Origin of the sequence: endosymbiont of Lamellibrachia barhami, assembly GCF_011947365.2 — a bacterium.
Taxonomy (GTDB): Bacteria; Pseudomonadota; Gammaproteobacteria; order Chromatiales; family Chromatiaceae; genus QGON01.
In genome coordinates this window covers 158,512-172,144 of record NZ_JAAVSH020000001.1, presented here as the reverse complement: position 1 = coordinate 172,144, position 13,633 = coordinate 158,512, and the positions used below count along the sequence as shown (strand labels likewise).

The window sequence follows — 13,633 nt, the reverse complement described above, 5'->3', positions numbered from 1 at the left end:
AAGCAATCGGTTCAGGAAAGAGGCTTGCCAGGAAATAGACTGACGAACTGTTGCGGCAAAGCAAATAAACAAGCCCCCCCCAGCAACAACAGCCCTAGGGCCACCGTCGATAAAATCCGACCCGAACGTCCAAAAGCAGCCATCTGCCGCCTCCTCTACTCCAATATTAGTTAATTTCGTGATGGCTTCTTTGCTATTCGGATGACCCGAATGATTCAGATCAATCGTTATGCGATTATTCCAGATGCGGGGTCGATAAACAGCGATCAGGTCGCTACAGATAAGGTATTTAGAGTCCCCGTAAACTCCCTCGCCCTAACCCTCTTCCTAAGGGAGAGAGGACCGTAAACCGGCCGAATAGCCGCCCAACCCCGTGAATTTGGTCACAGATTTGGCACTTCTTCCTCATATTCTGTTAACCTTGCCCTCAATTTATCTGCCGGATGGCCGAAAATAGTTAGCAGAAACAACCTGCTGGATGAAGATTGAAGGCTCATGAAGTTACAGAACAGAATCTCTGCCGATCATCAAGACACCATCAGTCGTCGCCGCTTTCTGAGTGGTTGCGCCGTTGTGGCCAGTGGTTTGATAGCCCCATCCTGGGTCGCCGCTGCCGCCCGTAGTGAAACGCGGAGTCTGGCTTTTCGCCATCTGCATACCGGGGAGCGGCTGACGGCCACTTACTGGGCCGATGGGGAGTACCTGGATGGCGGGCTTCAGGAGATCAGTCAGCTGCTTAGAGATCACCGTACCGGAGACGCCCTGGCAATCGACCGGGATCTGCTGGACCTGCTGCATACACTGAAAACAGGACTCGGTTCCAACCGATCCTTCCGCATTATTTCAGGTTATCGTTCCCCCCATACCAACGCGATGCTGCGGGGTAAGAGTGGGAAGAGTGGCGTGGCCAAGCGCAGCTTGCACATGCAGGGCAAGGCGATCGACGTGCGCCTGCCCGGGACTGAGCTTCACAATCTTCGCAAGGCGGCACTGGCGCTGAAGGGCGGTGGCGTCGGTTACTATCCCAAATCAGATTTTGTCCATCTGGATACCGGCCGCGTCCGGTTTTGGTAGGGCACTGATCCACTCAGAAAACCTTCTTGATGGTTGCACTGCACATACCGGATTTTTGCTAACCCGTCACTGGAGAGACCGGCCTAACGGGATCGATCTTGTCTTTTGGGTTCACACCCAGGAAGGGCCGCTGCGCTGTGTCTATCCGGGGCAGCGTGCTGTCTGTTTCATTCCATCCGAAATCCAGTTGGGGCCGGATTACCTGCCGGGAAGCCGTCCTGAACGCAAGCCTTTGGATCTTCATGGGCTGGATGGTGTGGCCGTCGATGGACTCTACTTTTCTGCTCAGAAATCGCTGCAGCAGTTTCGTGAACGGGCCGCAGCCGATGCCATTCCCCTCTACGAATCGGACATCAAACCCCATGACCGCTATTTGATGGAGCGTTTTATCACTGCGAGCTTGGAGGTGCTGGGTCAGCCGATCCAAAAGGCGGGTTACCGGGAGTTGGTCAATCCACGGCTTCGCCCAGCGATGATCACCCCGGAACTCAGTTACGCCAGTCTCGATATCGAGACCAATGCATTCAGCGGCGAAATCCTCTCCATCGCCCTGAGTTGCCGGGATCGTGAGGCCATTTTGATGCAGGGAGATGGCGCGGACTGGACGACCGATCTGCCTGTCGAATGGTTTCCCGGCGAACGTGATCTGCTGACTGGGTTCTTTGCTCGATTTCGCGAGTGGGATCCGGATCTTATCCTGGGTTGGAATGTCATCAACTTCGATCTGAATACCATCGAGTTGCGATGTCGCCACCATCGTTTACGATTCGACATGGGACGCGGGGGAGAGCAGGCGGCGATTCTGCAGCCCCAGCAGACAGGACAGGTCAGGATTGCCAGCATTCCCGGCAGGGTGGTGCTGGATGGTATCGACAATCTGAAGGCAGCCTTCTGGCGTTTCGACAGTTTTGCCTTGGGTTCAGTGGCTAATAAACTGTTGGGCCGCAAGAAGCTGATCGAAGGGAGTGAAGGTAAGGTCGAGGAGATTCTTCGGCTCTTCCGGGAGGATAAACCTGCACTGGCGGCTTATAACCTGGAAGATTGTCGACTGGTGGAGGCGATCTTTGAAAAGACCGATCTGCTCAATTTCGTGATTCAGCGATCGGTGATGACGGGGCTTTCACTGGGGCGCCAGGGTGGATCGGTAGCCGCCTTCGACAACCTCTATCTGCCCAGACTCCACCGGGCAGGTGTCGTGGCCCCGGATATCGGCGCCAACACAGACGGCGTTTCCAGTCCCGGCGGTTATGTGATGGACTCCCAGCCGGGGCTCTATGAAAATGTGCTGGCACTCGATTTCAAGAGTCTCTATCCCAGCATCATCCGTACCTTCCTCATAGACCCGCTCGGTCTGGTCCGTCCGGGAGATGACCCTGTGCCGGGTTTTCTGGGTGCTGTTTTTTCCCGCAAAGCGTCGATTCTGCCGGAGATCATCACCGAGCTTTGGCAACAGCGTGATGAGGCCAAACGGCAGGGAGACCGTTCACTCTCCCAGGCGATCAAGATCATCATGAACTCCTTCTACGGGGTGCTGGGTTCCAGCGGTTGCCGTTTCCATGACGCCCGGCTGGCCAGCAGCATCACCCGTCGGGGGCATGAGATCATCACTACCACTCGGGACTACATCGAACAGCAGGGTTATCGTGTTATCTATGGGGATACCGACTCGGTCTTCGTGTTGCTTGGAGCGGATCACGACGAAGCGGCGTCAAAGCGTATCGGCCGGCAACTCAAGACCTCCCTCAACCAGTGGTGGAGTGACAAACTACAGACAGAATACCGTCTGGAATCGGCCCTGGAAATCGAGTTTGAGACCCACTTCATCCGCTTTGTCATGCCTACCCTTAGGGGAGCGGAAACCGGTAGCAAAAAACGCTATGCGGGTTACGTGCGTAATGGGGTGGGAGAGTATGAACTGGTGTTCAAGGGGTTGGAGAGTGTACGTAGTGACTGGACCCCACTGGCTCAGGTCTTTCAGCGGGAACTCTACCGGCGGGTCTTTTTCAATGAACCCTGGGACGATTACATCCGGGAGACGTTCACAAGCCTCAAGTCGGGCGCACTCGATGAACAGCTGGTCTATCGTAAGCGCATCCGCAATCCTTTGGAAAGTTATCGGCGCAATGTGCCGCCCCATATTCAGGCGGCCCGCAAACTGAAGCGCGCAGGCCGTTGGATCAGCTATTTGATCACCCTCAACGGTCCGGAGCCGCTTGCTGATCTGCGCAGTCCCATTGATTATCAACACTACATCGATCGGCAGTTGGCCCCTGTGGCGGATGGCATCCTCCATTTTGTCGGCGGAAGTTTTGAACGTATCACCACCAACCAGATGGACCTGTTTTGAATCTTTTGGGTTTGATTCCGTAGAAGCGGCGCCTCGCCGATATTTATCCATCTGCGGAGTAATCGCGGCGAGGCGCCGCTCCTACAATAGCGTGCAGTCAAAACAGTTCAGTGCCGTTTCCGAAGACGCTCTCAGTTCCCTTGTTTGATCGCTGTTCCACTTCGCTAACTGGCGATTGGCGCTCACCACCCAGAAACTGGCTTACCAGACTGCCCAGTTGCTGGGCCAGTACCTTGAACTCGTTACCCATGGCTGATGTCTCGTCGGCGATCCCCATCGTCTCGGTGGAGAGAGCGACGATTCGATCCAGATTGTCATCGACACGCCGTGTCTGTTTGCGATTACCGGCCATGGCATCGGCAATGTGCGCGTTCATACCGGATATCTCCTCTGCGGCTTCGGTAATGGCAATCAGGGCAGTACCGGCCTGCGCAGCCACATCCACGCTGTTGTGGGCCTTCTCAAATGCGCTGCTGATAATGTCCACACCTTTGTTGGTGGCCGACTGCAACTCTTTGATCTGTTGGCCGATGCGGGCATTCTGCTCCGCCACCTCATGTGATAGCGCGCGCACCTCGTTGGCCACCACGGCAAAACCACGACCGTACTCTCCGGCCCGGGCGGCTTCGATGGCGGCGTTCAAGGCCAATAGATTGGTCTGATCGGTGATACCGTCAATCAGGATCACGATGTTGCCGATGCGTTCACTCGCTGCTTTCAGTTCACCGATTGCCTGGTTTGCGCTTTCGACCTGGGCCGCGACTTCGTTGATCGCCCCGACAGTATTCTCCACAATCCGGCTGCCGCGATCCGCCTCGTCGCGCACCATTTTTGCTTTGGTGGCCGCATCGGAGGTCAGTGCCTCGATCTTGGAGAGGGTTTCATTCATTGCCTGAACAGCAACCGTCACCTCCTGAACCCGCTCATTTTGGTTACCTGCACACTCTCGGTTCAGGCTGGTAACAGTGGTAAGCCGTTGTGATTCTGCCACCAGAGTACCCGAGGAGGCATTCACCAGATCCACAATCTGGCTCATCCTTCCTACGAAATTGTTGAAGGCATCCGCGAGTTCGGTGAATTCATTCTTTCCCCGCACCGGCATGCGGCACCCGAGATCTCCGTTATTCGCAAACTCCTGCATGGCTTTCACGCATCGCCCAAGCGGGTGGGTGAGGATATAGAATCCACTCATGGTCAATAGTAGAAGCAGCAGGAATCCTGTGCCGCCGATCAGATAGAGACGTTGTGCGCCACTGCTTACTTGGGTCAATGCCTCGGCCACTACCGCTTCCGCCTGGGGTGACAGTGCCAGTGTCGCAACGGCATGCAGGCTCGTTTCGATCTCATGTTGGGAGTGGGCTGCACTGGCCAGGCCCAGAGAGAAGATCAGTCCAATCAATACTGCTCCGGCGAACAGTCGCTGTTTGATGCTGAAATAGGAAAAACCACCCACGAGGCGATGCAACATGTTCCCTGTGTTCTTCTCTTCGTTGTCCAAGAGAGTTCTCCTTGAAATGCCCGTTATCTGCCTGAAGTTCCGCCCGCTTATTGGTCGGAGTGCAACCGATTGTTATGTTTTCTACTAAACGTTAACGCCGAAACAACGATATTTGATTCAACCAGAAATTAACTTGTCTAACATGTCTGCTTGTAGATCGTCAAAATCAGGTTTACTCATACCCAAATAGTCAAGTACTACATTTTCGATTTGCACCCATTCACTATCAGGATCCATCTTCCAGAATATCTTGTCCACGTGTTCTGCTATTTTTAGAATGGCTAATAGTCTTCCCTTTGTGCAAGCTTCCCCATCCATTTCAGTCAACTGTTCTTTAGTATTGTGATGATCTCTTATCACTTCCACAATATGACTATCTAGCTTCCAGGAACGCGCAAGATAATAACTGAGCACTGCATGATCAGTGTTGTATTGTTGATCTTCGATCTCTGTAATGATTATGTCCTCTCTATTAATATTCTTCTTGAGGAACTCCTTGTAATCTGGAAAACGTTGACTCAATAATGCATGGCCAGCATTATGAAATAGACCAAGCATGTACATTTCGTCAGGTTCAACACCTGAAACAACTCGTGCAACATCTGCGGCTATCATTGCAATATTTGTCGGCGAGTCCCAGTAATTAGGTGGATTTGCACCTCCTGACTCCTCGAAAGTGCGCTTTAACGACAATCCCGTTACGATATTGATGGCATAAGTTATACCAAGCAGGCTGGCAGCATGCTGAATAGAACATTTTCGTCCTCAGGCCGAAGAATGAAGAGTTGATTGTTTGCAATATAAGAGCGGACATTCCAACGTCTTGGGAGATAATATTTGCAATGTCCATTAGGACGGGTTCATCCTTCTGTAACTCTTGATGAAGTTGTTTCAGGATAAAGGTGCAAGAGGTATTGTTATACCCTCGATAAGTTTTAACGTTTCGTTTGTATCAAATACCACCGGTAATTCCTTTTAAAACATAACAGAACAGGTAACCCTGCACATCATCGCACCCGGCGTCACGCAGAAACAGCAACTGCTCTCGTGACTGAGGTTTTAAACGAAGGAGAGTCCACTGGCGATGCCAGTCGATTTGAGGGGAGAGGCTTTATTCTTCTGAGGTAAAGCACCCATATCGCCATTTTCCTGAAAAATAGTCAGGCAGCGCCGCTAAGCACTGCAGGAATGGCGGTTCGGGGAGCAATACGTAACCGTACGGCGCTTCGATATTCCAGATAGATTGCAAAAAACTATCAGATATGTCCCATATGTGCAGGATAGGTGACTATGATCACTTCCTAAGTACTCAATCATCTCCTTTTGATAGTCACTTTCATCGAAACTTTTATCATCGAAGCCGATAGAGAATGTTCTCAGATTGCCTTTCTTGTATCGGTGAACCAACGCGGTCAGTACTGATGAATCCAAACCACCGGATAAATAGGCGCCAACAGGGACATCTGCACGCAATCGTAATCTGGTTGCATCATCAAGGATATCTTCTAGTTGCTCAGCCAGATCACGGTCAGATTCACCATAATGCGCGTCGGTAAATTCCCACTCCCAGTATTGAGAATGAGTCATCTCTCCGCCCTGAAATACCATCATGTTTCCAGGTTCAAGCTCATAAATCCCTTCAAATATCGTTTCCTGCCCTACGGAATTCCAGAACGTCATTATCTGGTCCAAGGCATGAATATTTATGCTCGGGGAAGAGTGGAGCGCTGGAAGAATTGCCTTTATTTCTGAGGCAAAAATCAGATGGTTATCAACATATGTATAGAAAAGAGGAACGATCCCTACTCGATCCCGTACAAGAAGCAGTTTCTGCTTATTTTTATCCCACAAGGCGATGGAAAACTGCCCATTGAGAAAGCGTACAAAATCGTCACCATAATCTTCGTAAAGATGAACAATAACTTCGGTGTCGGAATGGGAGGAAAAGTGATGTCCTGACTTTATGAGATCTGAGCGTAATTCAATGTAATTGAAAATCTCACCGTTGAATACAACGTGAATCGACTTGTCTTCGTTCGCAATGGGCTGATGGCCACTATCCAGATCAATAATGCTAAGACGTGCATGTCCCAGACAGATACCGGAATCAAAAAAATACCCTTCATCATCTGGACCACGATGAGTGATTTGCGAAATCATGCGACGGACCCGTCCAAGATTTCCCGCACCATTTACCAAATTAGCTGCAATGCCCGCAATACCACACACAATCTTTTTGCCAGACAAAAAATAAAATAATCATTAACTATTAATTATTTATTGCCTGCTCCGTATCTATGAATTCTGTTTATTCTTTGCGGCAGACAAGCGCCTTTCTTTAGATTACAAGGTAAGATCCAGGACTCATGAGAAATTAATTACTGAAACTTTTATTCAGCGATATTCATATAGCAGATCATTAGAGAGGGGGTTCGGATAGTGATAACGGGGCAGGATCAGGGAGCGACTGTCATTGATGATCAGGTGCAGAGGATATTCTTGGTGCAATAAAATCAGCAAATGCACTTATCTCGGGGCGGGCACATTCAAGCGGAGGAAGAGAGTCTCGGCAGATCACCACACTGAGGATCCGGCCGACTTGACGAACTACCCGGCAGAACCCGTCTGCCGACCGTTATGTGAATCCTTACGCTTTGAACTGAGTTTGGATTTGGCTCGGGCGACCAGTTTGGGTTCAGTGACGACTTCAAAGAAATGACGTCCAAGCGGCTCGGGGCCTGCCGTAACATCACCTTGCCAGAGCAACACCGGCGCTTCGCGCACCACCAGCCAGTGCGTTGTGCCGTGGCGATCCAGATAGCGGCCGACATGATAGTAGTGTGAATCTCCTTCACGATCCCGTAACCGTACTTTGTGCAGCGCCAACTCCGATTTAAGCTTAAAAAATGCTGGTGAATCAAGCTCGATACCATTGACGTTATAGCGTAACAATCTGCCCGCTTCGCTATCCTGCCCAAGTGCTGTCATCACTTCCACCCGGTGGCCCTTGTGTCTCGACCACTGCAGGTTGCGCTTCAACTCAGCCGAACATGAGGAGAGCCGATCAGCCTGATTAATCGCAGGAGAAATCATAATCTTGCGGCGCTCATCGTAGAGGTAGGCTGGCGCATCCTCACTGAAAGCGATGCCCAATCCCAGTTCGAGTTCCGGCAGATTATGCATGCGATTCTGCGTGTTCTGCGTATCCATCACAGAGAGGATCTTGCGCGCCATACCACAGGCATTTGCCACACTCATCCACTGGGGAGACGCACCTTCATATTCGAGAATGGTCAGGATCAGCGCATCCCCCTCAACAAATACCTTCTGTGCGCCGAAATCATTCAACAGCTTGGTAATCGGCCCGAAAAAGTTCATGCTGAAATGAGTGGCCGGGTTGAGTCTCTTGGCCAACAGCTGTTTGGTAATTTCAGTGGAGCCCCGCAGATCCGCCTTCATGATCACATGCGCCTGGATCTTCTGTTCATCCGGCTCCACCTCGGTACGCAGCGGGTAGTCGTAGAGGCTGCCGTTATCTTTCGAAAGCTTGATATCTTCTGGCGAGGAGAGCAATTTCAGCCGTGCCATTGCCCGGTTCACGAAATAGGCCAGCTTGAGGTCGCGTCGAAAACCAAGAAAATCCCGGATATAGCGGACCACATACTCCTGCTGTTTGGCCGTGGACATGCGCCTAATATGGTTGGATACCATGTCCAGCGCCTTGACCATATCATTGCTGCTCTCACTCTGGGGCAGTGCGCTGAGCCGGCGTACCAGTTTCCTTTTTGGTATGACACCAGCCAGATACTGGTAGACCTCCTGGACAGGTATGCGCCCTTCCAACTGCCTATAGAGACGCGGAGCCCGGTAGGAGGCAACGGCTCGGCGCGTAATATCAGCCCTGAGACAACGCCGAAACAACTCACTCGCAAGACGCTGCTGGAATTCCGGCCAGTTTTTGTCATGCCATGGCGCATTGGGCTGAGGCGCTTTATTTATCGACCCGAAAAGCCAATGTCCGCCTACAGGTTGAATGAGGCGTTCGATATTGTCTGGGACATCCAGCCAGGATGTCCGCGGCACCATGAATTCCTCATCCTGCAGTGACTGTTCAAGCAGGCGTTGCCCTTCAAGAAAGCCGGAGATCCCCTCTCCGGTATCCCGCTCCTTAATCCGAAGCCCCTGGGGAACATTACGCTCGGATAACTCATCCGCCGCAACAGCCCACTCGGGCAGATAATCCTGAAACAGATCACAGACAATCTGATTGGTAAGCGCAAAAAAATTCTGTTCGCCATTATCCATGCAGAGCAATGGATAGTGGTTCATGAAATACTCTTCTGAGGTCAGGCTCGGCAGGTGCAATAAGGGATTGAAGAGTGCCAGCTTAGGAACCATCCAGGAAGCACCGAGTACCGACTTGCGCATCTTGCGCAAACTGGTCGATTCCTGTCGCTGAACCACCTTGAATAGACGCCGCAGGGTCCGATAGGTGACCCCGGGTTCAAGCTTTGCGAGCGCCACGGCCCGCTCATGGAGCTCCAGTGATCGTCCTGCCAGTTGAGGTGAGAAATTGCTGGAATCCTGCTGCAGTTGATGCCGCAGACGTTTAATCTCCTGACCAGGCAACTCCAGCAGGAGCTTCAATAACGACATATGCAACAGTTGAATGACTTCAGTCGCCACTGCACGGTCATGCACCCGCTCTACGACCAATTCCATCAAACCGCTGTAGGCATCTCTGAAAGCGTCAAAATCTTTGCTGGAGGCTTCTGGTCCCACCTCGCCCCAATTGTTCCGGGCAAGATCCTCATTGACTATGCGTCTGACAAGTTCACTGGCCGTGGCGCTGATCTTCGGGCTCAGGAAGATGTCGATGTGGGTGTTATCTATGCCGATCTGAAATCTTTCCAGCGGCAAAACCGGGCGCGTAAGCTTCCTTAAAGGCGACAGGAACTCTGCACGCCCAGGCTGCCAATGAAACAGCTTTTTCAGTCGCTTTCCCATACCCACCAAGCTGTTTTTAATACTGAGCGGATGTTACACCAATTCCATATAAATGTTGCGCAAATGTTGAATAGTTCAGAATATTTGCCTTGACAGACAAGCAACTCCAGGTACTGATCTACTATTTTCGCCCTATCTATATCGACAACAAGTAGGGAATCCTCGCAGAAATGTGACTTGAATTCCTGATTACTAAGTGAAAGTTCTCATTTTTTGGGGATTGGAAGCTCAACGCGCCAACATGGTTGCAACCAGCCGGTCTTCAAGTTCGACACGAATCGCCAACTCTTCACCCAGAGAAGAGAGGTCATTTGACAACTTGTCGAGTTCCAATTCATGGTCTGAAAGGTCATATTTATCGTTGAAGTCCACTGCAGCTTCTGTAGCCTCGACAAAACCGGGGTAGATCTCTTCGGCCACCTTGATCACACGACTACGTCTCTCAGAACCGTCACTGATATGACCGAAGACTTCGAAATGACCAAAGGCGGTGTAATCCACCAGGACCTGGCAAAAAGTCTGCAGCAGTTTTTCCAATGACTCCGTCCGTGAATAGGGTTCAAGCCCGGCCACCTGACAAAAAAGCACCAGCATCTCCTGACGCTCGTCGAGCAGTTTGTCAATCATTCCCTGGGTACCGGTTCGACGTTCTCCATCAGATCGTTGTTGCGTGTTCATTGAATCTACTCTCTCCCCTCGCCCAAGCAAATTTGAGTCTCGGTATTTATTGTCATCTTATTTTCAACCATTCAGGCATATCATCTGCCCATAACCCTGCTACCATTTGCGGTATCGGAATCACAGAAAGCAGCTCCGGCAGTCAATTGACGGCTCTACGCATAGCTAACCACCATTAGCCTTTCCTGACAAGAGCGGCGCGGCCACTCAACCCCTGTCCAAGAATGAGATGACCTGAGGTTAAACCACAGACTAAAGATGTTTCGATTCAACAAACAGTTATTATTACTCATCCTCTGCTCCCCGCTCGTAATGGCAGGTGGGAACTCCACCTCAAACACCATGGCAAGAGCAATGCTGTCGATGATGGATGCGATGGGAAAGATTGCCAATCAGTCTCAGGGCAGCAACCAGAATGACGGGGCCAACTGGTCCTCCGGCAACAACTTTCAGCCCTTCAACAGCTGGCAGAATATGACCCCCGCACCCTGGTCTCTCTACACCATGCCGGGGGGTACGATTCCAGGTCAGCAGATGATGCCAGGCATGGCTACACCAGCTATGCCATCTGTTACGCAACAGCCAATGCAGGGCATGATGTCGCAGGCCCCCGCTCTGGCCAAATCCGGACAGGAACAGCTGCAGAACCTGGGGAACCAGATCACTGGAGGTGCTACACCTGCCACACCCAACGCTCAGCCTTACCAGCAAACTGCGCCTGCTAGCGCCACTCAACTGCTCAACGTGTCCCAGTCTCCATTGGATGGCGTCTGGAAAGGACAGGATGGAAAGGTTCTGATTCTTGCATACGGTCATTTCCGAATCTATGCCAACCGCGATCACTACCTGGATGGACAGTACAGAGTCGGGCAGAACCAACTCCTGATTCACGACCCCAAGTCGAACAAAACCCAGACCTATGTGTTCGCCCACGACCAGGGACGCCTGGTGCTGAAAGGCACTCAGAATCAACTCCTGCTTTTTCGCAAAATGCCGATTCAGCTGCCCAGTCCTTCCGCGATACAATCGAGGCAGTTGCTTCTACCCCAACAGTAACCGGGTACCCATCAACAGTAAAAAAATCGCAAACACCTGTTTCAAAATCGCTGCCGGCAGCCGATGCGCCAATGCCGCACCAAATGGTGCTGTCAGCACACTGGTCATTACGATGATCAGGCCAACCGGCCAATAGAGATAACCGGTACTCCCAGCCGGCAGCCCTTCCACAGCCCAACCCGTTATCGCAAAACTGGCGGCACCGGCGAGCGCAATCGGCAGGCCGCAGGCGCTCGATGTTGCCACAGCCTTGCGCATCTCCACCCCGCCGGCGTGCAGCAACGGCACGGTCATTGTGCCGCCACCAATGCCGACGATCGCTGACACCAAGCCGATACCGCTGCCCGCCAGAGTCATCAACCACGCCTGTGTCAGGCGATAGACAGGGCTGCCGTTGCCGAGAAAAAACATCCGCAGCGCCACCAGGACGGCAAAGGTACCAAATACCCGCTGCAACATAATCGCATCCATCGCGCCGGCGGCGATCCCTCCAAGCCAACTGCCCACCAGTATGCCCGGGGTCAATCGCGAGACATGCACCCAGATCACAGCACCACGTTTCTGGTGGGCGCGAATAGCAGCCAGCGAGGTAAAAACTATCGTTGTGAGTGAGGTCCCCACGGCGATATGAACCACCAGATCCACCTCAACCCCCACCAGTGGCAATCCCCATATCAGTGCAGGCACCACCACCAAGCCGCCGCCCACACCAAACAGACCGGCAACTATACCCACAACGCCACCCAGAATAAGGAAGAGCAGTGTCGGATAGAGTCCAAATGTCAGGGTTAGATTCTCCATCGGCGCCTTGGCTTCACTCAGCTACGGGGAATTTCATGAATATCAAACAGAAACAGGATAGTTGAACCACTATCGGTTCGGGTCCATTATTCACCAACTACAAGTATAAAAACGATGGAGAGAATGTGATGGCGGATGTTCGTGTCTGTATCCTCGGTGGAAGCGGATTTGTTGGACAACATCTGGTGGGGCGGCTAAGCAAAGCGGACACCGCCTGCAGGATAGTTACCCGCCATCCCGAACGTTTCTCTCATCTCAAGATCTACCCTGGTTGCGAACTCGTCAGTGCCGACATCTTCGACCGGGCTGCGTTGGCAGGGCAGTTTATGGATTGCGATGCGGTGATCAATCTCATCGGCATACTCAACGAGGATAGTTACACGGGCAGCTTCCGAAAAATTCATGTTGAACTGGTGGATACGCTTGTCGATGCCTGCCGTGACGCAGGGGTTCCCCGACTGTTGCACATGAGCGCATTAAACGCCAGCGAGGCAAACGGCACCAGCCAATACCTCCGCACTAAAGGCGAGGGGGAAAACCGCGCCCACACTCACGGCAGCGCCTCTATGCAGGTCACCAGTTTTCGTCCCTCGGTCATCTTTGGCCCTGGAGACAGCTTCTTCAATCGCTTCGCTCAGCTACTGCGCTTCACACCCGGCATGTTCCCCCTCGCCTGCCCTGAAACCCGCTTCGCACCCGTTTATGTTGGCGACGTGGCTGAAGCATTCAGCCGGGCTTTGAAAAATCGTCACGCCTTTGGCAAACACTTCGATCTCTGCGGGCCACGCAGTTTCTCTCTGCGGGAGTTGGTCCTCTATACCGCGCAGATGCTTAATCTGAAGCGGCGAGTCGTCGGTTTGGGAGACCGCACCTCCCAACTGCAAGCCCGCCTTCTGGAGCACCTCCCCGGTAAACCTTTCTCTCAGGACAACTACCTCTCCCTGCAAATGGATAGCACCTGCAGTGAAAATGGTTTTCCCGACCTGGGTATCAAACCCAAGGATATCGATGAAATTGTGCCGCTCTATCTGGGCGGAAAAAATTATCGTGGCCGTTTTCAGCGCTATCGTTCAACCACAGCCCGTTAAGGAAAGTCGATAGCATGTCAGGGCCTGTAGCACCATCTCCTCCCGTTTCACTCAAACCGATCCACTCAAGCTGAAAAGAAAGAT

The 13,633-nt window shown here is 52.2% G+C and carries 11 protein-coding genes; 4 read left to right on the top strand and 7 right to left on the bottom strand.

Going from position 1 to position 13,633, the window contains the following annotated elements; all coding sequences use genetic code 11:
• Positions 1–495: 495 nt before the first annotated feature.
• Positions 496–1,074 (top strand): peptidoglycan L,D-endopeptidase MepK, encoded by a 579-nt coding sequence (gene mepK, locus G9Q73_RS00780; RefSeq protein WP_177418049.1) that lies wholly within the window; start codon positions 496–498, stop codon positions 1,072–1,074.
• The gene (locus G9Q73_RS00775; RefSeq protein WP_369408799.1) at positions 1,007–3,421 is read left to right on the top strand and encodes a DNA polymerase II; all 2,415 of its coding nucleotides are present in this window, start codon (positions 1,007–1,009) and stop codon (positions 3,419–3,421) included. The genes mepK and G9Q73_RS00775 overlap by 68 nt, the downstream gene beginning before the upstream one ends.
• Positions 3,422–3,518: 97 nt before the next feature.
• Here the strand turns inward: G9Q73_RS00775 and G9Q73_RS00770 are convergent, their stop codons facing one another.
• From G9Q73_RS00770 to G9Q73_RS00745, 6 genes are all read right to left on the bottom strand, one after another.
• The gene (locus G9Q73_RS00770) at positions 3,519–4,919 is read right to left on the bottom strand and encodes a methyl-accepting chemotaxis protein (protein WP_177418048.1); all 1,401 of its coding nucleotides are present in this window, start codon (positions 4,917–4,919) and stop codon (positions 3,519–3,521) included.
• Positions 4,920–5,036: 117 nt separating this feature from the next.
• Positions 5,037–5,669, bottom strand: coding sequence for an HDOD domain-containing protein (locus G9Q73_RS00765; protein WP_177421190.1), 633 nt, complete (start codon positions 5,667–5,669; stop codon positions 5,037–5,039).
• Positions 5,563–5,814 (bottom strand): HDOD domain-containing protein, encoded by a 252-nt coding sequence (locus tag G9Q73_RS20255; protein WP_218649995.1) that lies wholly within the window; start codon positions 5,812–5,814, stop codon positions 5,563–5,565. The genes G9Q73_RS00765 and G9Q73_RS20255 overlap by 107 nt, the downstream gene beginning before the upstream one ends.
• 278 nt (positions 5,815–6,092) lie before the next feature.
• Complete coding sequence (gene asnB / locus G9Q73_RS00755; protein ID WP_177418047.1) at positions 6,093–7,166, bottom strand: asparagine synthase (glutamine-hydrolyzing); 1,074 nt, start codon at positions 7,164–7,166, stop codon at positions 6,093–6,095.
• 360 nt (positions 7,167–7,526) lie between these two features.
• Positions 7,527–9,926 (bottom strand): nucleotidyl cyclase domain-containing protein, encoded by a 2,400-nt coding sequence (locus tag G9Q73_RS00750; protein ID WP_177418046.1) that lies wholly within the window; start codon positions 9,924–9,926, stop codon positions 7,527–7,529.
• A 228-nt stretch (positions 9,927–10,154) separates the two neighbouring features.
• Positions 10,155–10,604, bottom strand: coding sequence for an Rsd/AlgQ family anti-sigma factor (locus G9Q73_RS00745; protein ID WP_177418045.1), 450 nt, complete (start codon positions 10,602–10,604; stop codon positions 10,155–10,157).
• Positions 10,605–10,946: 342 nt separating this feature from the next.
• Between G9Q73_RS00745 and G9Q73_RS00740 the strand changes: the two genes are divergently transcribed.
• A complete protein-coding gene (locus G9Q73_RS00740) occupies positions 10,947–11,660 on the top strand; it encodes a hypothetical protein (protein WP_177418044.1) in 714 nt (237 codons plus the stop codon).
• On the opposite strand, the gene G9Q73_RS00735 is transcribed toward G9Q73_RS00740, so the two are convergent.
• A complete protein-coding gene (locus G9Q73_RS00735) occupies positions 11,646–12,461 on the bottom strand; it encodes a sulfite exporter TauE/SafE family protein (RefSeq protein ID WP_177418043.1) in 816 nt (271 codons plus the stop codon). The two genes, G9Q73_RS00740 and G9Q73_RS00735, sit on opposite strands and share 15 nt — an antisense overlap.
• Before the next feature lie 128 nt (positions 12,462–12,589).
• Here G9Q73_RS00735 and G9Q73_RS00730 point away from each other — a divergent pair, with 128 nt between their 5' ends.
• On the top strand, positions 12,590–13,549 hold the full coding sequence (locus tag G9Q73_RS00730) for a complex I NDUFA9 subunit family protein (RefSeq protein ID WP_177418042.1): 960 nt from the start codon (positions 12,590–12,592) through the stop codon (positions 13,547–13,549).
• Positions 13,550–13,633: the final 84 nt, after the last annotated feature.

What these genes read in the sequence shown, in the direction of transcription:
- mepK (WP_177418049.1), top strand. Translation starts at nt 496, where the DNA reads ATGAAGTTACAGAACAGAATCTCTGCCGATCATCAAGACACCATCAGT.
- G9Q73_RS00735 (WP_177418043.1), bottom strand. Translation starts at nt 12,461, where the DNA reads ATGGAGAATCTAACCCTGACATTTGGACTCTATCCGACACTGCTCTTC.
- G9Q73_RS00730 (WP_177418042.1), top strand. Translation starts at nt 12,590, where the DNA reads ATGGCGGATGTTCGTGTCTGTATCCTCGGTGGAAGCGGATTTGTTGGA.
- G9Q73_RS00750 (WP_177418046.1), bottom strand. Translation starts at nt 9,926, where the DNA reads ATGGGAAAGCGACTGAAAAAGCTGTTTCATTGGCAGCCTGGGCGTGCA.
- G9Q73_RS00745 (WP_177418045.1), bottom strand. Translation starts at nt 10,604, where the DNA reads ATGAACACGCAACAACGATCTGATGGAGAACGTCGAACCGGTACCCAG.
- G9Q73_RS00740 (WP_177418044.1), top strand. Translation starts at nt 10,947, where the DNA reads ATGGCAAGAGCAATGCTGTCGATGATGGATGCGATGGGAAAGATTGCC.